General features: G+C 36.0%; 20 protein-coding genes. 1 reads left to right on the top strand and 19 read right to left on the bottom strand.

Annotated elements, in window-relative coordinates:
• Positions 1 to 62 precede the first annotated feature (62 nt).
• The 3 genes from prpC to PSH41_RS10530 all read right to left on the bottom strand — a co-directional run bounded on the left by prpC (position 63) and on the right by PSH41_RS10530 (position 3,072).
• Positions 63 to 1,190: a bifunctional 2-methylcitrate synthase/citrate synthase gene (gene prpC / locus PSH41_RS10540; RefSeq protein ID WP_273589697.1), complete on the bottom strand. Its 1,128-nt coding sequence runs from the start codon at positions 1,188 to 1,190 to the stop codon at positions 63 to 65.
• Positions 1,191 to 1,237: 47 nt separating this feature from the next.
• Positions 1,238 to 2,116, bottom strand: a complete 879-nt coding sequence (gene prpB / locus PSH41_RS10535) for a methylisocitrate lyase (protein ID WP_004587734.1) — start codon at positions 2,114 to 2,116, stop codon at positions 1,238 to 1,240.
• Between the two features lie 269 nt (positions 2,117 to 2,385).
• Complete coding sequence (locus tag PSH41_RS10530; RefSeq protein WP_024032638.1) at positions 2,386 to 3,072, bottom strand: GntR family transcriptional regulator; 687 nt, start codon at positions 3,070 to 3,072, stop codon at positions 2,386 to 2,388.
• Positions 3,073 to 3,337: 265 nt separating this feature from the next.
• Here PSH41_RS10530 and rsmF point away from each other — a divergent pair, with 265 nt between their 5' ends.
• The gene (rsmF, locus tag PSH41_RS10525; protein ID WP_273589698.1) at positions 3,338 to 4,789 is read left to right on the top strand and encodes a 16S rRNA (cytosine(1407)-C(5))-methyltransferase RsmF; all 1,452 of its coding nucleotides are present in this window, start codon (positions 3,338 to 3,340) and stop codon (positions 4,787 to 4,789) included.
• 695 nt (positions 4,790 to 5,484) lie between these two features.
• Here the strand turns inward: rsmF and PSH41_RS10520 are convergent.
• The 16 genes from PSH41_RS10520 to PSH41_RS10445 all read right to left on the bottom strand — a co-directional run bounded on the left by PSH41_RS10520 (position 5,485) and on the right by PSH41_RS10445 (position 24,003).
• Positions 5,485 to 6,180, bottom strand: a complete 696-nt coding sequence (locus PSH41_RS10520) for a VpsP family polysaccharide biosynthesis protein (protein WP_273589699.1) — start codon at positions 6,178 to 6,180, stop codon at positions 5,485 to 5,487.
• Positions 6,173 to 6,901 (bottom strand): tyrosine-protein phosphatase, encoded by a 729-nt coding sequence (locus PSH41_RS10515; protein ID WP_273589700.1) that lies wholly within the window; start codon positions 6,899 to 6,901, stop codon positions 6,173 to 6,175. Before PSH41_RS10515 ends, PSH41_RS10520 begins: the two co-directional genes overlap by 8 nt.
• A gap of 13 nt (positions 6,902 to 6,914) precedes the next feature.
• Positions 6,915 to 9,122, bottom strand: a complete 2,208-nt coding sequence (locus PSH41_RS10510; RefSeq protein ID WP_273589701.1) for a GumC family protein — start codon at positions 9,120 to 9,122, stop codon at positions 6,915 to 6,917.
• A 22-nt stretch (positions 9,123 to 9,144) separates the two neighbouring features.
• Positions 9,145 to 9,663, bottom strand: coding sequence for a polysaccharide biosynthesis/export family protein (locus PSH41_RS10505; protein WP_138685184.1), 519 nt, complete (start codon positions 9,661 to 9,663; stop codon positions 9,145 to 9,147).
• Positions 9,663 to 10,877: an outer membrane beta-barrel protein gene (locus PSH41_RS10500; RefSeq protein WP_273589702.1), complete on the bottom strand. Its 1,215-nt coding sequence runs from the start codon at positions 10,875 to 10,877 to the stop codon at positions 9,663 to 9,665. Before PSH41_RS10500 ends, PSH41_RS10505 begins: the two co-directional genes overlap by 1 nt.
• Positions 10,861 to 12,264 carry an undecaprenyl-phosphate glucose phosphotransferase gene (locus PSH41_RS10495; RefSeq protein ID WP_273589703.1) on the bottom strand — a complete coding sequence of 468 codons (1,404 nt, stop codon included), beginning with the start codon at positions 12,262 to 12,264 and terminating at the stop codon, positions 10,861 to 10,863. Before PSH41_RS10495 ends, PSH41_RS10500 begins: the two co-directional genes overlap by 17 nt.
• 202 nt (positions 12,265 to 12,466) lie before the next feature.
• Positions 12,467 to 12,865: a 3-phosphoshikimate 1-carboxyvinyltransferase gene (locus PSH41_RS10490; RefSeq protein ID WP_273589704.1), complete on the bottom strand. Its 399-nt coding sequence runs from the start codon at positions 12,863 to 12,865 to the stop codon at positions 12,467 to 12,469.
• A 26-nt stretch (positions 12,866 to 12,891) separates the two neighbouring features.
• Entirely contained in the window at positions 12,892 to 14,304 is a 1,413-nt protein-coding gene (locus PSH41_RS10485) for a phosphomannomutase (protein ID WP_337940110.1), read from the bottom strand.
• A 35-nt stretch (positions 14,305 to 14,339) separates the two neighbouring features.
• The gene (locus PSH41_RS10480) at positions 14,340 to 15,743 is read right to left on the bottom strand and encodes a mannose-1-phosphate guanylyltransferase/mannose-6-phosphate isomerase (RefSeq protein ID WP_273589705.1); all 1,404 of its coding nucleotides are present in this window, start codon (positions 15,741 to 15,743) and stop codon (positions 14,340 to 14,342) included.
• A 1-nt stretch (position 15,744) separates the two neighbouring features.
• Positions 15,745 to 17,202 (bottom strand): oligosaccharide flippase family protein, encoded by a 1,458-nt coding sequence (locus PSH41_RS10475; protein ID WP_273589706.1) that lies wholly within the window; start codon positions 17,200 to 17,202, stop codon positions 15,745 to 15,747.
• Positions 17,203 to 17,205: 3 nt separating this feature from the next.
• Positions 17,206 to 18,201, bottom strand: a complete 996-nt coding sequence (locus tag PSH41_RS10470; protein WP_273589707.1) for a glycosyltransferase — start codon at positions 18,199 to 18,201, stop codon at positions 17,206 to 17,208.
• A gap of 212 nt (positions 18,202 to 18,413) precedes the next feature.
• Positions 18,414 to 19,463 carry an acyltransferase family protein gene (locus PSH41_RS10465; protein WP_273589708.1) on the bottom strand — a complete coding sequence of 350 codons (1,050 nt, stop codon included), beginning with the start codon at positions 19,461 to 19,463 and terminating at the stop codon, positions 18,414 to 18,416.
• On the bottom strand, positions 19,460 to 20,623 hold the full coding sequence (locus tag PSH41_RS10460) for a glycosyltransferase (RefSeq protein WP_273589709.1): 1,164 nt from the start codon (positions 20,621 to 20,623) through the stop codon (positions 19,460 to 19,462). Before PSH41_RS10460 ends, PSH41_RS10465 begins: the two co-directional genes overlap by 4 nt.
• Positions 20,623 to 21,735 (bottom strand): glycosyltransferase family 4 protein, encoded by a 1,113-nt coding sequence (locus PSH41_RS10455; RefSeq protein WP_273589710.1) that lies wholly within the window; start codon positions 21,733 to 21,735, stop codon positions 20,623 to 20,625. Before PSH41_RS10455 ends, PSH41_RS10460 begins: the two co-directional genes overlap by 1 nt.
• Positions 21,732 to 22,790: an acyltransferase family protein gene (locus tag PSH41_RS10450; protein WP_273589711.1), complete on the bottom strand. Its 1,059-nt coding sequence runs from the start codon at positions 22,788 to 22,790 to the stop codon at positions 21,732 to 21,734. The genes PSH41_RS10455 and PSH41_RS10450 overlap by 4 nt, the downstream gene beginning before the upstream one ends.
• Entirely contained in the window at positions 22,783 to 24,003 is a 1,221-nt protein-coding gene (locus PSH41_RS10445) for an O-antigen ligase family protein (RefSeq protein ID WP_273589712.1), read from the bottom strand. The genes PSH41_RS10450 and PSH41_RS10445 overlap by 8 nt, the downstream gene beginning before the upstream one ends.
• Positions 24,004 to 24,105: the final 102 nt, after the last annotated feature.

The raw sequence follows: 24,105 nt of genomic DNA, 5'->3' as shown, positions 1-24,105 counted from the left end.
GCTCACCCTATACCAATCAGCTTAATTAAGTATTGTTACGGATTGGTATTATGTGTAACTAATTAGCCTCTTGATTCAATTGGCGTGTAGCTGCGCGCCTCTGGTCCTGTGTAATCTGCACTTGGGCGAATAATACGGTTATTAGCACGCTGCTCTTTAACATGTGCAGTCCAGCCGGTAACCCGGCTCATCACAAATATTGGCGTAAATAACTTAGTTGGGATCCCCATAAAGTGGTACGCCGATGCATGGAAAAAATCAGCATTACAAAAAAGTTTTTTCTCGCGCCACATTACTTCTTCACACCTAACCGACACAGGGTAAAGCACATCATCGCCCACCTCTTTAGCTAGTTTTTCAGAGAACTTTTTAATAATAACGTTACGTGGGTCTGACTCACGGTAAATAGCGTGTCCAAAGCCCATTATTTTATCTTTGCGCTCTAGCATACCCATAATTTCTTGCTCAGCGTGATCTGCACTTGTAAAGCCCTGAATCATATCCATAGCGGCTTCGTTTGCACCACCATGCAGTGGCCCACGTAGCGTACCAATAGCACCCGTTACACAAGAATGAATATCAGAAAGCGTTGATGCACACACGCGCCCAGTAAATGTAGAGGCATTAAATTCATGCTCTGCGTATAAAATTAGCGACACATTCATTACTTGCGCAAAAAGCTCGCTCGGTGCTTTGTCGTGTAATAGAGTTAAAAAGTGCGCGCCCACTGAGTCGTCATCAGTTTGTGTTTCAATGCGTACGCCATCGTGAGTAAAGCGGTACCAGTAACAAATAATACTTGGGAACACTGCAACCATGCGGTCAATCGCATCGTTTGCTTGGCTAAAATCAAGTTCCATTTCTAGGTTACCCAGCATTGAGCAACCGGTACGCATAACATCCATTGGATGCGCGTCTTTAGGAATATTTTCAAGTACGGTTTTTAGTGCATCTGGCAGGCCGCGTAAGCTTTTTAATTTAGCTTTATACTCGGCTAGTTCATTGGCTGTAGGTAGTTCGCCACGTGAAAGTAAAAAAGACACTTCTTCAAACTGTGCTTTTTCGGCAAGTTCGCTAATATCGTACCCACAATACGTTAAACCTGAGCCTGTTTGCCCTACTGTACATAATGCTGTTTGCCCTGCAACTTGCCCGCGTAAACCTGCTCCGCCTAATGCTTTATCTACCATGATCTTCTCCTATCTAAATTTGTGTGTGTTATCTATTTTAATAGTTATTATTTGTCAGATTTTGATGAAAAAAGGTTATCGAGTGTGTTTTCGTATGTGTGGTAATCTAAAAATTCGTAAAGCTCGGCGCGTGTTTGCATGTTCTCAATTTCGCTTTGCTGCGAGCCTTCATTTAAAATGGCAGAGTACACATTAAGCGCAGCTTTATTCATTGCTCTAAAGGCGCTAAGTGGATAAAGCACCATTTCGACACCTACTTCACTTAACTGCTCCTTGGTGTAAATAGGCGTTTGGCCAAACTCTGTAATATTAGCTAAAATTGGTACATTAATCGCCTTTGCAAATGCTTGGTAATCGGCAAGGTCGTGCACGGCTTCTGCAAAAATAGCATCTGCGCCCGCTTCAACACACGCAGCTGCGCGGTCAATCGCGGCGCTTAAACCTTCTTTTTGAAACGCATCGGTACGCGCCATAATGTAAAAATCACTATCGGTTTTAGCATCAACCGCGGCTTTAATACGGTCAACCATTTCACCTTGGCTTACAATTTCTTTATTAGGGCGATGACCGCAACGCTTTTGTGCCACTTGGTCTTCAATATGAAAACCCGCTGCGCCTGCTTTGGTCATTTCTTTAACGGTACGCGCAATATTAAACGCCCCGCCCCAGCCTGTATCGGCATCTACCAATAGTGGCAAATCGCTGGCACCAGTAATACGGCGAATATCTTCAAGTACATTATCAAGGCTGGTCATGCCTAAATCTGGCATACCAAAAGAGGCATTTGCCACACCAGCACCGGAGAGATAAATAGCTTGGTGGCCCATTTTTTCAGCCATCATGGCTGTGTAGGCATTAATAGTACCCACTACTTGTAATGGGCGGTTATTCGCAATGGCCTGTTTAAATTTTAATCCTGCTGACATTATTTTCTCCTCACTTTGAACGGTTGCTACATGGAGTAACTTATATTTTTAATCTTACATTGTGACTGTTTAACTGTTACTAGCTTTTAGCTATTAGCTTTTATAAAGTTTTTGTTTATGACAAATACCAATCTGTATGTGTATGAGGTCTATTTAACGCTAAGAAAATCGTTCTGTAACTAGGCAATAATTTTTATGTTTAGTGGTTCTAAATAAAAAATTCTTAACGACGTTATAGAGCGATTTAATCAGTTAAATTGTTCGAATACTCATATTGATTGGTATACATCAAATTTGGTTTGAATATTTGCTTGCGATGCGCTGATGTGTCGTTTCATCAGCATTTCGGCAAGTTCACCATCGTGGTTTTCTATCGCGTTAATAATGGCTAAGTGCTCGTCAAACGCTTTTGATACGCGCGGACCTACCATGCCCATTTGTACACGGTACATACGTATTAATTGGTAAAGCTCGTTACATAACAAATGGATTAAATGGGCGTTTTTACTGCCTTTAATAATGCGATAGTGAAAGTCTAAATCGCCCGCTTCTTGATAGTACGACTCCCCCTCTTTAACACGCTGCGTTTGCAAATGCTGATTAAGTAATTGCTTTAAGCCTTTAACTTCGTCAGCTGCCATATTGTCGGCAGCAAGCCTACATGCTAAGCCTTCAAGCGAGCTGCGTACTTGGTACACTTCAATTAAACGCTCTGCGGTTAGCGCCACTACTCGGCAACCTACATTGGCTTTACGCTCCACTAAGTAACAGCTTTCTAAGCGATTAAGCGCTTCTCTAAGCGTCGCACGGCTTACACCGTAGCGCTTTGCAAGCTCAGGCTCCGATATTTTGCTACCCTGCTGTATGCTGCCTTCTACTATTTCACGGCGCATATCAACAAACACTTGATCAGATGCTGTAGTAATAGGTGTATCGTTTAAAAAAGGTTGCGTCATGGCTTTATAAATAAATTGTCGACAATTGATGGGTTAACTATGTGCTTAATAAAAAAACATGTCAACCCCACCTAGGGTAAAAATGAGCAAAAAACACACTCATTGTCGACACTGTTAATCTAAAGTCGTATAAAGTTGCTTTAAAATTAAACTAAAAACACAATATGTCGACACACCAACAAATTATAAAGCCGCTATTTAACACTGAAATAGTGCGTTAAAAGTGCTAATATCGCGCTTTATTTTTTAATGTACGAGCCAACGCGTGAACGCCAACACTTTTATTCCTGAGCATTTTATTGACGACGTAAAAACCTATTTACCTGCGCACCTCAATTTAGACGACTTTATAAACGCGTGCCGTCGCCCTCTCAGAAAATCTATTCGTGTAAATACATTAAAAATTAGCGTTGCTGAATTTAAACACCGTGCAGAGCAAAAAAAATGGCAACTTACACCCATACCTTGGTGTAGTGAGGGTTTTTGGCTAGAGCGCCCAAGCGATGAAGAGCAAAACTTAGCATTAGGCAATACCGACTTACATTTAAGCGGCGCCATGTACGTGCAAGAGGCAAGCTCAATGCTGCCACCTATGGCACTAAAACAAAGTATTGAAAACTCAGATTTACAAGATAATTACGTACTTGATATGGCATCAGCGCCTGGCTCTAAAACTTCGCAACTTGCCGCAATAATGAATAATCAAGGCGTACTTGTTGCCAACGAGCTTTCGTCATCACGCTTAAAGGTCCTTAGCGCTACGCTTAAACGTATGGGCGTTGGTAACTGTGCGCTTTCGCACTTTGATGGCGTCATATTTGGTAACTATATGTTTGAATGCTTTGATAGCATTTTGCTTGATGCACCCTGCTCTGGCGAAGGTACCGTACGTAAAGACGCCGATGCACTTAAAAACTGGTCAATAGAATCAAATATAGAAATTGCTCAAGTTCAAAAAGATTTAATTGAAAGCGCTTTTTACGCATTAAAACCAGGCGGTACACTGGTGTATTCAACCTGTACGCTTACCCCGCTCGAAAACCAACAAGTATGCAACTACCTACTAAATGAATTTGGCGACTATATTGAGCCGCAATCGCTAAGTGATTTATTTGAAGGGGCAGAAAAAGCCACAACCGCCGAGGGCTATTTACATGTGTGGCCGCAAACATTCGACAGTGAAGGTTTTTTTATCGCTAAGTTTAAAAAACTCGCAAGCTGCAATAACCCAACCCAAAGCGTTAAAAAAGGTGCGTTTCCGTTTAACGAGTTTGATAAACAACAAACCACTTCTTTTATGAGCGAGCTTAAAAAACAGTTTGGCTTAAAAGCGCTGCCAGGTAAGTTAATGCAGCGCGATAAAGAGCTGTGGTTATTCCCTGACGGGTTTGAAGCCGTTCAAAACAAAATAAAATACGCGCGTTTAGGTATTCAACTAGGTATTATTCATAAAAACGGAGTAAGGCTAACTCACGAGTTTGCTACCGTGTTTGGTAATGAATGCAAAAGCAATACGTATGCTTTAACAAACGAGCAAGCAAACGACTACTTTAATGGTAAAGATATACGCCTAGAAGACGTTACAAAAGCCAGCGGCGAAGTAGTACTAACCTTATGTGGCTGCCCGATAGGACTAGGTAAATGGCAAAAGAATAAGATCAAAAACTCTTTGCCACGCGATCTTGTGCAAAATACCCAGTTAATAAGCTGGGCATAAAGCACTCAACACAAAGGGTAACCTGTGCACAATATTATTAAGTCTTTGTTATTATTTACGGTTAATAAACAAACAAAATTTAGAGTTTTGCAAATTAGTTAACTACAATTAAAGGTACTTTCTTCTTCTCCCTAAGAATTGCGAAAGTGTATTTAGTTAGCGCAAGGCTCAACTAAGAGCCATTTGTAGCCCAGAGCTTATACAATGGCTCTGGGTTTTTTATGCAACTAGGTTAAGTGATTTGTTTAAAGATAGTTAGACATACTGCGCTTTAGAGGACTGACCAACAAAGTAAAATGTTTAGATTGGTTATGTATTCTCATTTATTTCTCTCAGTGAAATTTTAGTTATTTAAATCACAAAGAGGTTTAGAGACGCTCCGCTTTAGAGTAGTAACAAAAAAGTAAAATGTATCGATTGGTTGTGTCTTCTCATTTACTCCTCATTTGCTTCTCTTTGTGAGCAGTGTTTTATTTTAGCAATTAAAAGCTTTCGCTTTTCACGTGAGCATGCTCTACATCTACTGCGAAGGTGTAGATATGGGTTTTACTTGTAGGCGTGAAGCTTGCTCACGCAAGCTATTAAAAATTAGTTAAATATTCACAAAGAGGTTTAGAGGCGCTGCGCTTTAGAGAAGTTAACTAGTGATTAAGTAAAAAGAGTTCAAATACATACAAAAACTAGGTTTATAAAAACTAATTACAATGTTTTTTAAACATCCAGCTATTTCTGGCAGATTTAAACTGCGCGCCAAACTTAAGAGATAAACATAAAATAGGCAATGCATCTACTTGTTTAGCTATCTCAAACGCACGTGAAAACTTATAACCATGCTTGGCTGCAAGCCTAAGCTCGCTAACATACAAAGCTTTATATTTTGGAGGGAGTTGCTGCCAGTTAACAAGCGCTATTTCAATAACACCTAAATGAACATCTATTTTAAAAGGGCCTGCTTTTTTAGCCTGCTGAATATAACCAATTACACGATCACTTGGTCCCTCTTGATAACTTGTTACTTTAGCTAAGTCTATCCATGTTTCGGCCCACGATGTCCTGTACTTTAACGAATTTAAAAGAGAAGACTCTACTTGCTCATATACTTTAGGAGCGCTTTCAACGTTTACATTATTTTTAGTTAGGCTAAGCATTTTTATGTACGCACTTAGCTGCCAATAATGCGCTTGGAGAGGCTCAAGTTGTGTGGCGAGTGTTATTGCCTTGTTTGCCAGGTTTAGCTCTTGAGGAGTTAGTAAATCACTAGGCTGTTTTAGCGTATTTAATGCATTAAAATACCATGCATTAGCACGCATACTTTGTATGCTTTCAAAGCTAATAAACAAAGTAATAATTGCAAGCAATGTAATTTGAGTTATCTTTTTTAAATCACTCATCAAACAAAGACTCTGTTAAACGCTGTGGATTGTTAACAAATAATTTTTCTGCCTCAAACTCACCAATTAAATCTGCAACTAACTTTTTTGCATTGCTTAATATAGGAGGCCTACGTTTAACTGAGTGGGCATCGCTTGCAACATAACTAACCAATCCTTTTTGTAACATATCAATACTAATTGCTTTTGCAGTATCACCCCAGGCCCCTTCTATACTTGAGGCTGTTAATTGAAAATCACAACCTAATTGTTTTAAGCGCTCTATGTAGAAAGGATTTGCTTGAATATCTCTGTTACGTTCAGGATGAGGTACTATCACTTTTATATTTCGATTAGATAGCCAATTTATAAACTTGTCGTAACCTTGCGGTACATGCGAATGAGGTAGCTCTAGTAATAAGTATTTAGTTGAGCCAGAAGCCCCAATAAAGGGCAATTGGTCAGACATGATTAACGCCATTAATTCAATATCGAGCCTAACCTCAGCAGCTACTGCAAGCTTTAAATTAATACCTGCAGCCAAAGCCTCATCCTTTAATGAAATAATGCCTTGAGCAAGCATTTTTGCGGAATTATTAAATCGACCTATATGAATATGAGGAGTTGCAACAATATGTGTTATTCCATCATCTTGCGCCATTTTTAATAGCGCTAAAGACTCGCTTAAATCTTTAGCGCCATCATCAATACCTGGCAAAATGTGTGAATGAATATCAAACATAGGTTATTAGCAACTAAGAAGTTGGTTGCTCAGGCTTTTGAGAGTAATCGTAATAATCATAGTATCCGTGACTGTGCTCATCCTTACTTTTACTCATATCAACTTTATTAAGTACAATACCTGCTACATGCGCCTTAGACTCAAAGAGTCGCTCTATTCCGGCTTTTATTGGTTTAATACGGGTAACGTCCGATTTAACTACATAAATAACTGAGTCAGCACCTTGTGAAATAACAAGTGCATCACTCACAGCCTGAGTTGGAGGGGTATCAATTATTATATGATCGTACTTCGTTTTTAAAACATCGAGCACTTCGTTAAAGCGTGAGCTAGATAAGAGCTCTAACGGGTTACCAGGAATTTGCCCACTAGGCATAATAGCAACACCAGACTGCCCATCTACATGAACACACTCACTAAACTGCTCAGTACCTATAATTAAATTACTTAGCCCAGGGTGGAACACAGGTATATCAAAGCGCTTTGCTATGCTTGGTTTACGCAAATCTGCATCAATTAATAATACCTTACCCATTTGAGCAAGCGACATAGCTAAATTAGCTGAAGTAGTCGTTTTACCTTCACCTGGAGAGCTTGATGTAACTGCAATAACTTTATGATCGCGATCTAATTGCGTTAATAATAAACTAGTACGGAATGTACGAACAGACTCTGCAAAACGCCTGTAGTTATCGTCAAGGTAAGCATGTATAGGAAATACGCTCTTTTTCGGCATCGGCACATTAGGTAATAAGCCTAGCATGCGCTGTGCAAGCTTACCCTCTACATCGTTTTTAGTTTTAACGGTATCGTTTAAAGCATCAAATACAAAGCTCATTACAACTGCAAAACCAAAACTTACAACAAAAGCAAGTACAATTATCAGCTTTTTATTTGGCTTAGCTGGATCTTTAGGAGCAAATGCACGATCAGTAAAGCGTGCAGCTGCAGAACTAAAGTCACTTGTTACTTCGGTTTCTTTAGAACGTGATAAGAACGTATTAAATATATTACGATTAGTTTCAACTTCACGTTTAAGCTGATTATATTTAGTTTCTTTACGCGTAATATCTTGATACTCAGCACGTATTTTAGCCAAATCACGTTCGAGCGCAGTCACAGTACGTGTTATACGGTTTAACTCTTTTTCGATGCCGGTAATAAGGCCTTTTATTTGCTTATTTAAATTATTTTTTACAGTAGCAAGTTCAGCCTTCGCAGAAATTATTTTAGGGTGTTTAGGACCATAAACTTCACTCAAGTCACTTAATTTACGTTCAACGAGTATTACCTCACGCTTTACATCCTGTATCACTTTATGGGAAGTGATTTCTGGCATACTGCCTAAAAGTTCTAAATTGTTATTACCATACTCACTGATAACACGGTTAATGCTTTCAAGGTTATTTTTTTCGTTACGTGCTACTACTAACTGTTGTGATATCTGCTCAAGCTCTTGTGTTGCTAGACCCGCTATCCCTTCAATATCAACTAATTTTTGCTGTTCACGGTAGGCTTGCAAGCGTACTTCAGAGTCATCTAACTGAACACGAAGCTGAGATAAACGCGTATTTAACCAGCTAGATGCTTGTTGCGTTATACCCATTTTTGCACGCATTTGGCTTTCTATGTAAACTTCGCCTACTGTATTTGCTACAAGTGCAGCTAATTTTGGGTCGCTCGATTCAAAGCTCACCCTAACTAATTGGGTTTTACGAATGGGTGAAACTGAAAGTCGAGATTTAAAAGCAGATAATAAGCCAAGCATTTCACGCTCAGCTTTTTCTTCAGCAGAATATACCGCCGTTTCTTTTTTATTTAAAAAAGGCAAGTACGATTTAATTGCCGTTTTCACTTCACTGACAGGAGAAGGTTTAGCAATAAAATCCGTATGACTTCTTAAGTCAAGTTTTCTGATCACCTCACGAGCTATGCTATCAGACTTAATTACCTCAAACTGGGTCAAGTAATACTCTTTTTGGTTAGAGTCTAATCCGTATATTTCCTCAAAACTAACTGCTTTAGCTTGCTCTGCTTCTATAAGTAATGTAGCTGTTGCAACATACTTAGGCACTAAAGTAAGGGTAACCATAATAGTTAATAAAGTAACCACGGTTGCAAAACCTAATATGCGCCACTTAGCACGTTTAAGCACATTAAGGTAGGCACTAAAGTCTATTATTTCTTCATTATTGTTTATGTTATCGTTCATTTGGTTCATTAAATACTGCCTTGTAAACTGCTTAAAACAAGCGTTGTTCAATTTTTATAGTATCGCCCGCTGCAATTTGGCTATTTAAACTACCTTTTTGTTGCTGCTGTTTTGTTTGCTCTTTAAATATAAAAATTTTATCTACAGATGCTCGCTCAGTTAAACCGCCAGCAAGAGCTATAGCTTGGTTAACTGTCATCGCGGGTTGGTAAGGATAAGCCCCAGGGTTTTCAACCTCGCCATGTATGTAAAAAGGTCTGTATTCTATAACTTGTACATAAACATTAGGGTTTACTAAATAATCGGGCTTTAGCCCCTCAGTGATGACCTGTTCAACCTCTGAGGTGTTTAAACCTGCAAGTTTAACTTTACCTAAAAATGGGTAATTAACCTCACCACTATTACCTAGTAATGCAGTAACTTCTAAATCTGGTTGACCAAATACTTTAATTTCAACCTTATCACCTGCTCCTAATACATAACTTTGCGCAGATTGAGCAAAACAAATACTGCTAAATACAAGCAGCGTTAAACTAAAAATATACTTCATTAATTAGCCTTTAACGCAAAAGTAAAGTTAACACCGACTATTACACGGTCAAACTCAATTGCATCTTGTGTAGAGTTTTTATCCATAAAATCTACATACGTAGAAACCATACCGAAATTACTAGCCACGTAGTTAAGCCCCAAACGTAAGTTTTTAGTTTTATCTTTACGGCCAACGTCACCTGTATATTGCTCATCTGTGTAACTTGCACTCGCAAGCGAACTTAAGTATTCACTCCAGTTATGAGTCCAATTAACACCATAAACACTTTCTTTAATGTAATCGCCCTGTACTAACGGGTCTTTTGCTGCGCGACTAGTCATAAACTGAACTGTAGAGTAACTAAGCGGCTGCCAATTAATCGCTGCTTCCCAGCTTATACCACTAAAATTTTCACGCTGACTCGATTCAAAGTCTTTGCTTTGATAACCCACTTTAAACGAACCAGAAGTAACAGCCGTTGCCTCCCACTCCATACCTGCTAGTACTTTTACATCATCGCTGTCACGCGAAATACCACTACTAGCTAATACATCGTAACGATAATTCTCTTGTTTAACTTCCAAAAAGGTACGAGTGGCAGCTTGGGTATTATAATAACCTGTTACCCCTATTAACGATTTATCATAGTCTCGGTACTGAGATACTTCTCTAAAACTTTGGTATTTTTTACTAAAAAAACCAGCACTTAAAGCCACTTGCGCTTTTGAACTTTGTGCGCCATATTCATAACGCGCTAAAACATTTTGTTGTTGATACTTTACAAGTTCGTTAACTACATCCCCAAGGCCTTCAGTTATGCCACTGCCACGTGGTTCATATAGCCAATCGGCGTCACCATTAACATCTAACCTATGTTGGCTTGTAAATTCTTTATGAACACCCGCACCTATATTAACTTGCGTAAAGTTATCTGTAGCATCTTTATTGTGTAACGAGCTACTAGTACCCAAATCTAAGCTATAGCTATCTGGGCCATCATCAATTACCGCTTTAACATTAGGAGTAATTGTCCAAATTAATCGCGACTCTTCATCATCGGGGGTGCTAAAAAAGTTATTGTTACTACTAATACCAGTTTGCAAAGTGGGGGTGATTTCAGCCCCATCTTTAGTCATAATACTACCAGGCTTTAAATTAGCAGCTGCAGGGGCAGCTATAACAACGCTAAGTAAAGCGCTAAGTGGTACAAGTTTTTTAGTATGCATTTGCATTTTTAAATCCCTTAAAAATTGTCATAAAAATAATTTTAACATCAAACCACAACGACCAATGTTTAATATAATGCAGGTCAAACTCTACACGTTTTTCCATTTTGTCCAATGTATCGGTTTCGCCACGCCAGCCATTAATTTGTGCCCAACCAGTAATACCTGGTTTAGCTTTATGGCGTAACATATAAAACTCTACTTTTTTACGGTATTCTTCATTATGTGCAACAGCGTGAGGCCTTGGTCCAACTATCGACATATCGCCTTTTAAAACATTTATAAATTGCGGTAATTCATCAAGGCTAGTACGTCGCAAAAAACCGCCTAAAGGAGTAATACGTGCATCATTCTTTTTAGCTTGAGTCACAACCGCACTGTTTTCAGTAACGGTCATTGAACGAAACTTCCATACCTTAATTTTACGTCCATCAAGGCCATACCTGTCTTGTTTAAAAATAACAGGTCCTTTAGATGTAAATTTAACAGCAAATGCAATAGCAATTAAAATGGGCGAAATCAACATTAAGATTAAAGAGGCAACAATTACATCCTCAGTGCGCTTTATAAATTCTCGTGCACCAATAAATGGGGATTCAAATACGCTTAGCGTATCAAGTTCTCCAACGTGCTCTATTCGTGCGTGTATTAGGTTAGACATTAAAAAGTCTGGGATAATATGTACATCTACTGTAGTATCACCCAATTGTAATAATATTTCAGCAATGCGCTTATCCGCTTTCATAGGTAGGGCAATATATAAAACGCCAATTTCCCCTTTTCGGGCAGCATTAACAGCGTCCTGAATTTTACCTGCAACATCATGTTTGGTTGAATTTTCGAATAATCGTTCTGGTTTACGGTCGTCATAAAAGCCTAAAAACTTAAACCCCAACTCATCATTTTTATTAATTTCGTTGTATAAATGAACAGCAGACTCTGTTGCACCAACAATGGCAACATTTCGTAAGTTTATTCCAAGCTTTCTTCTATTTCGTTTAAATAAATAAGTAACTAGCCTCCAGCTATACATAAAAGCAAAGCTAAGTAAAAACCATAAACCTAAACCAATACGAGAAAGCTCACCCGTAAACTTAAAAACAAACGACACACAAAATAAAACAGCGAAGGCAGCAAATAAAGCTCCCCAAGCACACAAAACCATGGTTCTAAATTTACCAGCACGCCAAGAGCGATAAGCAGAAAATATTTCTGCACAATACAAAAAGCTTAGCCCAACTGTTAAAACAGAGACCATATAAATTGGGGTCAAATTTAAATTGTAAAATAAAGCAGAACACTGAAAGGCTATAAACAACGCAAAAATATCAAACAATCGATAAAAATTCGCATCAGACGAGCCTGTTGGCTTAAACGTCCGTGAAGATGTCATACTATGTATCCCTATAGATATCTTTATATATAAATTTAGTATCACTAAACTAAGGTAATTCTACCTTAGCCTCTAAGTTCATTCAACCTAGTTCGCAATACCTGTATTTTAATTTTAAACAACAAAACATTATCTAACCAGTTAATAACTACAAATAAACAAATGCAAACGCGTGTAAACTTTATTAAGCATAACCGTTTAATTAAACAAATAAGCTTTTAAATGAATGCCATATGCCTAAAGAGAAATCATCAAATAGATTAATACCTAAAGCAGATTTAATTAGGTACAGAATTAAAGCCATTACAATAATAAATATAAGAGTTAATATAGTGATGAAAACTACTTGAAAGATCCATGCAACCTTTTTTTCGTTTTCATTAAGTTCACGTCTATTTCTACCGGCTAAAAAAACAAAGTAATACCTATATTTAAAAAACTTAACCACACCTCTAGAGTCTATGGAATGGCGCCCCCATTGCCTAGCTCCTATAGCAACTTTTAGATGAACTAATTGTTCTTCAGTAAAGCTTTTCTGTACTTCCTCAGGCATTCTGTTCAGTAAACTGCGTACAGCAGGATCACTTGTTATTTTAGCCATAGTATCAACTCCCGACTATCCGTTTATTATGCGATACGTGAAGAAATTGACTTTAAAGTAAGTTCACATAATTTTTTTGCTTTAGCTAAAGTTGTACTTTCTGTATAGCAACGTAGCTCTGGCGCATTTCCGGATGGCCTTAAGTGAACAACATCTTCATTGCTAAAAGTTAGGCGTAAACCATCTGTATCATCGTGTGAATCTAAATGTAAAAACTCTAGATTTAATTCCTCAACTAATTTATTAGGGTTTAATTTACCATTTTCAATAATTGAATTACTTACTGGTCTCTCTATATTCTTCAATCTATCACTAAACGTAACTCGTGAAGGCAATCCATTATATAATTCAGATAGTGGTAAGCTCTCAGCTAATTTAAGCACAGCTAATACTGGTAATAGAGCATCCCGTGTAGGTAAAGCTAATAGTTCATTTCCTTCAATATAAATAGATGAAGCAAGTAAAAAACCACCATTCGCCTCAAAGCCTGCTACGGCGTTAAATTTAGTGGTGAGCCCACTAAATGCCGCTATAACATATGGTGAGCCAATTTTAGTGCGTTCCACCTTTTTAAAAAAGTGTGATTGCTCAATACTAGTGGTACAACTTACAGGAACTGCCAAAGCCTCTACACCTAGACTTTTGGCTGCTAACATACATAAAATATCACCAGTAAAGTACACACCATTTTCATCAGCTAAAAGAGGGCGATCTCCATCACCATCCGTAGAAAAAATAGCATCTAAATTAAATTCTGCTGCCCATTTTTTTGCTTGCTCTCTATCAGATTCAGCTACAGCTTCTGTATCTATTGGCACAAATTCGTCGCTATAACCAAGGCAAACCACCTCAGCTCCTAACGCACTAAATAACTGAGGATATAACTTTCTGCCGGCGCTTGAATGCTGATAAATGCCAATCCTCTTATTACTCAATAAATTGCTTGAGAAAACATGTAAGTATCGAGCTATATAACTATCAAAAGCAGAAGTATCAACTAAGGGCAGTGGTTGCAATTCAATTTTATCAACTTGGGTTGAACATGTTGTTATTGCAACTTCATCTTGTTTGGTTATTTCGCCCTGCTTTGTATAAAATTTAAGCCCATTCCTATCAAAAGGAATGTGACTACCTGTTACCATTATCGCAGGTATTTTTGCGCATTGAGCTGAGAAAGCTAGTGCAGGTGTTGGCAAAACCCCATAATATTCTACCTCAACACCTGCTGATTTGGCTGCACTTATACAAGCTCTCGCCATGGCTGAACTACTAGGGCGATTATCTATAGCAATAGCTATGCGTTTAACGTCATTTTGCGTATTTATGAAAGCCAAAGTGAATGCAAAACAGACCTCATTAGTAAAGCTTGTAACTAAGCCCCTAGCGCCTGATGTACCAAATTCAATCCCGCTTTGTTTAATAATTGTAGAACTATCCATTATACCCTCTTAACCTAAATACTATTTCTTGTATGTTAAGAACGACCATAGCGGTCTTCAAAACGAACAATATCATCTTCACCTAAGTATGAGCCGGATTGAACTTCAATTAATTCTAAATCGACCTTCCCTGGGTTTTCTAATGCATGAACAGATGTAATAGGAATATACACAGACTCATTTTCAGTTAGGTACTGCTCCGTACCATCCAAGTGAACCTTTGCAGTACCAGAAACTACAATCCAGTGTTCAGCTCTATGATGATGCATTTGTACTGATAATTTAGCACCAGGCTTTACCGTAATACGTTTAACCTGAAAACGTTCTCCAAAATCTACAGAGTCGTATTTACCCCAAGGTCTAAAAACTTCACGATGAAATGTAACCTCAGATCTGTTTTCATTTTTTAACTTATTGACTATCTCTTTAACTTTTTGAGATTCATTTTTATGAGCCACTAAAACTGCGTCTTTAGTATTAATAATAACTAAGTCTTCAACACCTACAGTAGCTACTAATTTCTCATCAGCAAATACTAAAGTGTTTGTTGTATCTACAGCTTTTACATCGCCATTGAATGCATTACCATTTTCATCTTGGTCAGAAACTTCCCATAAAGCGGCAAACCCGCCCACATCACTCCAACCCGCATCCATAGGAACGACCACAGCGTCTTTAGTTTGCTCCATTACGGCATAATCAATGGATTCATCAGGGCACGATTCAAATGCTTTTTTATCTACACGAACGAAGTCCATATCATCGTTTTGTACCTGCATAGCTTGTTCACATGCGCTAAAAATGTCTGGTCTAAATGCCTTTAACTCATTTAAATATCGGCTAGCTTTAAATAAAAACATGCCGCTATTCCAGTAATACTCACCACTTTCTATATAAGTTTTAGCAGTAGCTAAATCTGGTTTTTCAACAAAACTATCAACAACAAAACCGGTTTGGTGGGGAGCACCTCGTTTAATATAACCATATCCTGTTTCAGGTTTGTTACCTGTAATACCAAATGTAACTAGCTTACCTTGCTCAGCAAGTATCGATGCCTGCTCTACACTTGCTTGAAAAGCTGAAATATCTTCTATAACGTGATCAGCGGCCAAAACAAGCAATAGAGGGTCCTCATTGTTTTCAACTGCTTTAAAAGCAGCCAAAGCTATAGCAGGAGCAGTATTGCGCCCTACTGGCTCTAAAAAAATCCCTGAGTGTTCTGCGCCTAACTGACGAACTTGCTCTGCAGCAATAAATCTATGCTCTTCGTTACATATAAGCATTGCAGGAGAATGACTTATCCCATCTAAACGGGCAAGTGTGTCTTGTAACATAGTTTTATCACCATTTAATGATAAAAATTGCTTAGGGTAGTTCCCGCGAGAAAGTGGCCATAAACGCGTGCCTGAGCCTCCGGCCATAATTATAGGTAAAATCATCTTAGTCCTTATTTGACGGTCTTACTTCAAGCAGACCTAATTTTGAAATAGTTAAAAATAGTAAAGTAACAACGGTAAAAAATAATAGGCTTGTAATTAAACAATTTATAAAAGCATCAATGTAACCTATACCTAATGCATTACTTAAAGTCGCATCATCCAACAAATTCAAGTAGCAAGTTATAATTAGAGTCGTCAGAATTAAAAATTGTTTAATAGGGTAACTTTTAAATAAATACTTATGAAGCACATAAAAACATTGTAAATAATTTAATGCAAAAGAGACTGCTAAAAATGTACATAGGGTAAGCAAATCGCCGAAAAGAACACCTAATACAATAGCGCAAACATTTGCTGAGGATGAAAAAAGACCACAATAAAACATTTCTTTTGTTGCGCCAAAAGCTTGAAATATACCACCAGTAGTACTTAATACCATTTGTAATGGTATGGTAACAGACAAAACTTTTAAGATATAAACTGTACTCTCCCACTGTGGGCCAAAAAGTATTAATACTATATCTGCAGCAGACCAATACAATACCATAGAGGTAAAAAGCCCTAGGCAAGCTAGTTTAATAGCTATACGGTAAAACTCCCTCATTACAATAAAAGGATTATCCTTATGCTCCGTCAAAATGGGCTGTAAAGCGGGTGTAATAGCAAAGGTAAATAATTGCAATGGATAACGCATTACCTGATAAGATTTTTCATAAAACCCTACGGCAACCGCACCAAAATATTTCGTTATAAGTATGGTGTCTAAATTACGAGAAAAAAAGTTAAGAATATTAAATGCCAACTGGTACTTAGCTACTGCAAACAATGTACATATCGCTTTTATATCTTTCCCAAAATGAGCTTTGCCAATTGAAGATTTTGTAGAAGAAAAATGATAAAAAACAAACCTTATAACAGGTACAACCATCAGCTTACTTATTAAACCTAAAACACCAAATCCTTGGAAATACATAACCACAGCCACAGCTAATGATAGCAATTCAGCTAATATTTCAGCTCTTGCAATTAATAAAAACTGTGTATCTTTTTGTAAGCTAGCTAATGGGAGCATTGATAACGCAGAAAACAAAATATTAAACGCCAAAACTAGATTAATATAGGATAAATTTTCAATTTCTAACCAGCCCATTAGATAGGGCGTAAAAATATAAAAAAGTAAAGCTCCAACGGTACCTATAATAAAGCTAGCAGTGAAAATACCATCGCGCTGGTCAATTGAAATACTCTTAGCATATATCACCGCTGGACCGAGGCCTGAAGTAGCAATCAACTGAAAAAATAAGATTAATACTGTTACAGCCGCTAAAACACCAAACATTTGAGGAGTATAAAGCCTTGATAATATAGCTAAAGAAATTATCTGAAAAATATATAAACTATATTTCCCTGCTAAGCTTTTTAGTATCGCCTGATTTAACTTATTGCTCAAATTACTCATAAATTATGACTTAAGCTCAAAAAGTACATTCTTTAATTCATTAGCCATTTTATAGTTTGTCGTATCGACAGGAGATGTAACAATTTTTCTATCAAGCAATTCATTCAATTTAATTGTAGGCATATCTTGTTCAGGCATCAGTACTGTAAAAATTTTATTGCTTATCTCATTTGCTATCTGCAATTGATGGTCGTCTGAAAACTCATTAAACTTACTTACTCTTGGTACAAACAGCACCTTTTTTTGATACGCAAGCATCTGATTAATACTACCAATACCACAGTGGCTAATCACCAAACTGGCACTTTTTACTAGTTGCTCCATCTCAGAACGAGTGATCATATCAACAACTTTACCTTTTGCAGGTGAGTGCTTTAATTTATTGTGCCCAGCCTGAATAACCCAACGCACTTGGTCATTGTTGTACAAGGGTTGCTTGTAAAGCATTTCGAACAAACGATCAAAGTCGTACTGGCTTGTACCTACGGTTACCAAAATAATTGGCCTGCCTTCAACCGCTTCGGTTACTGGTTTATAATTATTTTCAGATAATATATCAAAGCACTTACCTATATACTTAGTATTACTTTTAGACGCTACGTTCTTCCATTGACTATAAAATTCATCATACAAATGATATTTTTTTATTAACTTGCCAGTATTAGAAAGTTCGACAACTCGAGATAATGTATCTAAGTATATAAATTTTAAAGAAGAAACTTTACAAACCAATGCAAAAGGTAACGCGATAGGCCCCCCAGTACTAAACACTGCAGCTGGCCTTTCTTTCAATAAAACGTACAGAGCAAAAAAAACATTAAAAATGTGTATAAAAATATTTTTTTGCGTGTCTATAATTTTATATATTTTTGAAATATTATCTTTTTTAATATTTACTTTATTTGAAACAAGTACTATTTCATCACACTGGCTTGTAGCACACATAGCTTGTGTTAAGTGCCCACCTGCTGAAGCTATAACTAAAACTTTTTTATTCATGACAATCCTTTAACCATACTATTATTAATCAGCCCCATAATTGTTACGCCCGAAGAAAATGGCGCGGTCCAGAAGCGAAGTAGTTACCTATAGAGGCTCAAACACACAAGTAGTTTGAGGTAGAGCTATTTAAGTATATAAATCAATTATTACAGATTTAAATTTATCACCCTCAGAAAAACAAGCTTTAGAGGGGGGGGGAGATTTCATAATTATAAAGCTCCTTGCTTATACTTATACAGTTTTTTTTGAAGTTCCCCTGGGAGTTTTTCAAAAAAATAATAAGAAAGAAAAGATAAAAACAATGTAAGTAGAAGACTTAAAATAAAAGAATAAACAATTCCAGTGAAACTATAAGCGCTATTTTTCATAAAATTAAATACTAAAGCTAGCGCTAACATATGTAATAAATAACAAGAGTAACTAATCTTTCCAAAAAAATTTAAAAAGGAGTTAGAAAACCTAATTTTATAAATAAAGGCTGCAAAAAGCACAACACCAAAAAAATATGGAAAAAACCAACGTACCCACCCTTCTTTGTAATACATAATTTGTGCTAGGTATAAACATATAAAATAAACACAGCAAACTATTGCTAAATTTTTTAAATTAATACCTTCACTTTCAAAGTGAGAGCGCATAATTGACCCAAGCACCATAGTAGCAAGGCCTAGTGGCATTACTATAGGTACCCGAACACCTAAATTAAATCGTAAAAACGCAAAAAACACGGCAACTAAACAAAAGGCAATTAAAACAAAGGATCTTACCTTTAAGCATTTAAGATAACCAAGGTAATATAGTGCTGCAGTACCCATATAAAAGACGACTAATAAGTGAAGCGTCCAATACGCACCTTGAACACTTTCATACCCTAAGTACTTTGGGATCATAGTAAAGTTAGCTACTACCTGCTCTAAAGAGTCAATATTAATACCAACCCCATATGCAACAGTCAAAGCAACAAAAATAGAAAACCAAAATGCTGGGTATAACCTAAAAGCTATACGTTTTAAAAATTGTCTTATGACAAAATTTCCCTGTTTACTCTGTAGGCTAAAAGGTACAACAAACCCCGTAATTAAAAAAAATACAATTACACCTACTCGCCCTAATTCAAATGAATTAACAAAACTCGTTATACCAGAGAAATAAATAGTGGAATTGTTATGCTTTACATACATATCCAAAAAGTGGCCTATTAACACTAATAGTGCAGCGCAGCCTCTTAAATTTTGTAAAAACTCCATTTTACCTTTCATAGGAACTCCCTTTTTAACTCGGTGATGTTTCTTAAAACGTGTGTATAATTTTCAGAAATTTTTTCTTCTGTAAATTTCTTTAGATAGTGGCTATCTAATATTAATTCCACCCCTTTTTTTATCGATGAATATTCGTTTTCAAACTTAAAAAGAGACTCTTCAATGTTAACAACATCGTTATCTGGTATTTTGATCCCTGCGGTTACGGATTCTAAATGTCCGTCTATTCCAGTATTTTCTAAATAAAGAATAGGACAGCCACTAGCGAGCGATTCAACATAAGTCATTCCAAAAGTTTCATTTTTAGATGGTAGTAAAAAAGCTTTTGATTGCTTTAGTATTTTCAATACATCTTTTTGATTTATAGAGCCTGTCAGACTAACTTCATTCGCTAGAGATAAGCTATTAATGAGCTTCTTTACTTTTTCAACATATTCGTTATCACCACTACCTATAACAGTTAAATTTAGAGCTACTCCTCCATCTTTTAATTTTTTTATTGCGGTTAGCAGTTGCTCAAGCCCTTTTCTTTTATATTGATGAAAACTTAAAATGGTTACGTAGCCCTTCCTAGAGCATACATCAATAGAATTAGAAGTATGTAAGCTAAACTGACAAATATTAGGTAAATCTAACGTAGTTGGGTGCTTATATCTAAGCTCACTTTCGACAAACCCTTTACACCAAGGACTTACATAAAAAATTATTTTTGAGTTTCTATAAATTTTCGAAAATGTAGTCTTACAATCAGGCAACCTTTTTATATTGTGTGTATCGGATCCCCCCCTAACAGATAGCACATAGGGTATTTTAAATTTATCGGCTAGATAATAGGTAAACATTCCTTCTGTGGTAAGTTTATGGCCATGCACTAAACTAAATTTATTTTTTTTAATAAAGTAAAAGAGAATCAAAGACCAAAAATAAATTATGGGCCTATAAAAAAATGCTATTGGTAATGCCCAATAAATAACTGATAGACCCTGATCAAACTTTTTTATAGAAACTTTAAAAGGGTTTGAGGTTCTATTAATAGAAAGTACATAATGCTCTACACTTGGTTCGGATTTTTTTACCCCCTCTAGCAAGTTTGATACTGCTAAAGTAGATGGGTAATTTCTTCCATCGGGGTAATCTTGATGAACATGCAATATCTTCATTACAAATCCAACATCGCTTTTTCTATCAAGCTTTTTACATTCATTTTAAAAGCTGAACAGGAAAACTTTTCTGCGTTTAACCTTACTTCTTCTGCTGAGAATTGCTCTATCTGTGATTCGAACTCAGTTACAGCGTCAATTATACAGCTCGCTGATTGTTCCTTAAAGTGGATACCACTCACGTTGTTTTTAACAGTTTCTAAGCACCCGCCCTTTCCAAAAGCAATTACAGGGGTACCACAAGCTTGTGCTTCCACAGGTATAATTCCGAAATCTTCCTCTGCTGCGAATACAAAAGCCTTTGCTTTTTGCATGCTGTGTAACATAACTTCATCAGATTGATAGCCCAGCAATTCGATATTTTCTGCATTGCCTACAATTTCTTTAATTTTTTGCATTTGTGGACCATCGCCAATAATTCTTAATTTTTTTGATGGCATTTTAACGAAAGCTTCTGCAATTAAATCCAAGCGCTTATAAGGTACTAAACGTGAAGCGGCTAAATAAAAATCCTCTTTATTTTTTTCTAGTGTAAACTTTTTAATATCTACTGGGGGATAAATAACATCAGCTTCTCTTCTGTAGCATTTATTAATACGCTTTTTTATAAATGATGAATTGGCTACAAATTTATCAACGCCATTCGCTGTTCTCACATCCCAAATTCTAAATTTATGCAAAAAATAACGTGCAATAATAGACTTAACACCACTACTCATACCACTTTCTCTTAAATACTGCTCTTGCATATCCCACGCATAGCGAGCTGGAGAGTGGCAATAACTAACGTGTAGCTGTTCAGGCCCGGTAATCACACCTTTTGCAGCAGAGTAACTAGAAGAAATAACCAAGTCATAACCCGATAAATCAAACTGCTCAATAGCAATTGGAAACAAAGGGAAATAGTTTCTATACCTTTTGTGAGCAAATGGTAGGCGCTGAATAAATGATGTCGTAACATTAGTATTGCCAAGCCAATCTCTATCTTCTTCAGGTAAAAAGTCAACCAAAGTATAAATATTAGCTTGTGGGTATATATCTATTAACTCCTTTAGAACTTTTTCAGCTCCACCGTTTACGACTAACCAATCATGTATTATTGCAACTTTCATTTTAATCCTTTAGTTTTAAAATTATCTCTGGTTGTTATAACGGTTATAAGTAAAGTAACAAGAGATAAGAAAATTATTAGCTCACCTATAGCTGATCGCTCATCTAAAACTGTAATAGCGATAGGACCTGCTAAAAACAAAAAATAATGCCCTACGTAAGCTAAAAGAGAGTTTCTGCCTAATAACGGCAATAAACGGTTATTTATAATTGATAGAAGGTTGTTATACTTTAAAGCACAAACAAAAATCGTTAATAATATTGCTTCTCCTGAATATAAAGCCATATACAAGATTTGAGGTGGTGACTTCAGTTTTGCTGTAGCTAATGCAACTACTACATCTTCATATAGTCCAAATAATAAAATGACACTAATTGTAAATAACGTAGAACCAATTATTAAAAACGTTTTAACACGTTGATAATTGTTATTCAAAGAAGAGTACAAAGTATATAAATACATTGAAACCATTGCTAAAGAGAAAAAAGGGAAAAATGCATATACATCGAAAAATAGAAACCTAAATAATAAGCCACTCTCAGAGCTACTAAAGTTATAACCGATAGTATAACTAATTATATATAAAGAGAATGCACTGAATAAAAATATTGAACTCTTTACTTTATTAATAAGCAGCATTGCTAATGGAGCTAGTAATATAGCAAAAAAATAAAAAGTTAAGATTTCTCCTGATTGTGAAAAGTTTTTGTATAAGAGCACATCAATTAGATCTGTTTTATAGTCTCCATATCTAAAAACCGCAGTCACAGCAATAATTTCTCTTGCTATAAATACCAACAATAAATTTTTTCTTAACCTCTTTTGTATAACTAATACATCTCTGAAGTTATTAATTTTTGTTTTATATGCAACTGCAAAAGTAAACCCAAAAATCATTATAAAGTATGGCGTCGCAACTCTCAGAAAAGCTTTTACTAGATTCATAGCTTCATAAGATATAAAACCACGGGTTTCCAATGCACCCACGTAATGAACAAGTATTAACAAAACAATTGCTAAACCTCTGGATGTATCTAACCATGTTATTCTATTCACTTATTTTTACCTTTTTAACCATAGAGAAGGCTACTACTATCAAAAAAAGCATCCAAACAACCGTATTATCTCTATAAAATGATGCTTCTGTAACATTGTGAAAAATAATTATTGTTATCGCAGCATTCCCCACTCGTCCCTCAATATATTTAGCTATATAAGCAAATAATAAAGTGACCGGAATAGATAGAACCCCAAACTGAATAAGCAAATCCAAGTAGCCGTTATGTGAAGAAGTTATATACCTAAGAAAACTATGAGAGTCATCAAAAAAATATGGGATTTCTGGAGTACCAAAATAACTTGCATATCCATAACCTAAAAATATATTTTTATAAAATTTTAAATCATAGTAGATAGTATCCCATATATACCCCCTACCAGTAATAAATTCTGGCTCTACATAAAGCCCTATATGCATATAAGAATTTGCATAATAAGTCACGCATGGAACAACTATAAAAATAAAAGCGAGTAAACATAATAGTGAAAGATTAATTATTCTTATATATTTTTTCTTTATTTGAGTAAATATAAAAAAAACAATAAGCAATAATAAACATGTCTTGCTTTGAGTTAGAATTACTAGTGTCAATAAAGTAGAAAAAATAACAAATCTATTTTTAGCTGACTTAGCATTGCAAAAATAAGTGTACAAAATAAAAATAACAACTAAGTTTATACCTAATATATTTTTACCTTTCTCATATCCGGCTAACGAGAGATCAGCTGTTAATCCCCAGCCCATTATTAAAGTCAACAGGATAAGAAATAACATGTAATATAGGCATAACTCTATACACTGACCAACATTGTTTTTCTTATAACTAAAATAAAAAGAAAGTATACACACAGTTATAAAAATCAGCTGAAAAAAAGTACGTTTAAAAACGTAACTAGGAAACGATGACCAAAGCATTGAAACAAATGAAATTGATATAATCAAACTAAATACTATTACAGCATTATTAAAATGTTTTTTTATAAATATTCTACGTTTATCATAATAAAAATTTAGAAGATAAACGAAAAATAGTGAAATCCAAAAAAGCTGCTTGAACATATTGTTTCCAGACTTACTATCTATACGACTAGTTAAATCTAAATCCATCATTCCTACTTTAGGATATAGCGCGGGAGAAAAACCACCAAAACAAAAAATGAGAACTAATAAAAAACCGTACTTATTAACAAAATCAATAAAATTATTCACAACTTTCCCCGGATAAATCAACATTATAAGTGTTAATTAAATAAGAAAACACTTTGATTTTATCTAACATCATTAATAATATTTTAATATAAATTTCCCTTT

The sequence above is a fragment of the Pseudoalteromonas sp. CST2 genome (assembly GCF_028599385.1).
In the GTDB taxonomy this organism is placed as follows: Bacteria; Pseudomonadota; Gammaproteobacteria; order Enterobacterales; family Alteromonadaceae; genus Pseudoalteromonas; species Pseudoalteromonas atlantica.
This window is presented reverse-complemented; position numbering and strand designations above follow the sequence as displayed.

Bases quoted from the DNA above. Each gene is read 5' to 3' on its own strand.
- prpC (WP_273589697.1), bottom strand. From the start codon at position 1,190: ATGGTAGATAAAGCATTAGGCGGAGCAGGTTTACGCGGGCAAGTTGCA.
- prpB (WP_004587734.1), bottom strand. From the start codon at position 2,116: ATGTCAGCAGGATTAAAATTTAAACAGGCCATTGCGAATAACCGCCCA.
- PSH41_RS10530 (WP_024032638.1), bottom strand. From the start codon at position 3,072: ATGACGCAACCTTTTTTAAACGATACACCTATTACTACAGCATCTGAT.
- PSH41_RS10520 (WP_273589699.1), bottom strand. From the start codon at position 6,180: ATGAGTGATTTAAAAAAGATAACTCAAATTACATTGCTTGCAATTATT.
- PSH41_RS10515 (WP_273589700.1), bottom strand. From the start codon at position 6,901: ATGTTTGATATTCATTCACACATTTTGCCAGGTATTGATGATGGCGCT.
- PSH41_RS10510 (WP_273589701.1), bottom strand. From the start codon at position 9,122: ATGAACCAAATGAACGATAACATAAACAATAATGAAGAAATAATAGAC.
- PSH41_RS10505 (WP_138685184.1), bottom strand. From the start codon at position 9,663: ATGAAGTATATTTTTAGTTTAACGCTGCTTGTATTTAGCAGTATTTGT.
- PSH41_RS10500 (WP_273589702.1), bottom strand. From the start codon at position 10,877: ATGCAAATGCATACTAAAAAACTTGTACCACTTAGCGCTTTACTTAGC.
- PSH41_RS10495 (WP_273589703.1), bottom strand. From the start codon at position 12,264: ATGACATCTTCACGGACGTTTAAGCCAACAGGCTCGTCTGATGCGAAT.
- PSH41_RS10490 (WP_273589704.1), bottom strand. From the start codon at position 12,865: ATGGCTAAAATAACAAGTGATCCTGCTGTACGCAGTTTACTGAACAGA.
- PSH41_RS10485 (WP_337940110.1), bottom strand. From the start codon at position 14,304: ATGGATAGTTCTACAATTATTAAACAAAGCGGGATTGAATTTGGTACA.
- PSH41_RS10480 (WP_273589705.1), bottom strand. From the start codon at position 15,743: ATGATTTTACCTATAATTATGGCCGGAGGCTCAGGCACGCGTTTATGG.
- PSH41_RS10475 (WP_273589706.1), bottom strand. From the start codon at position 17,202: ATGAGTAATTTGAGCAATAAGTTAAATCAGGCGATACTAAAAAGCTTA.
- PSH41_RS10470 (WP_273589707.1), bottom strand. From the start codon at position 18,201: ATGAATAAAAAAGTTTTAGTTATAGCTTCAGCAGGTGGGCACTTAACA.
- PSH41_RS10465 (WP_273589708.1), bottom strand. From the start codon at position 19,463: ATGAAAGGTAAAATGGAGTTTTTACAAAATTTAAGAGGCTGCGCTGCA.
- PSH41_RS10460 (WP_273589709.1), bottom strand. From the start codon at position 20,623: ATGAAGATATTGCATGTTCATCAAGATTACCCCGATGGAAGAAATTAC.
- PSH41_RS10455 (WP_273589710.1), bottom strand. From the start codon at position 21,735: ATGAAAGTTGCAATAATACATGATTGGTTAGTCGTAAACGGTGGAGCT.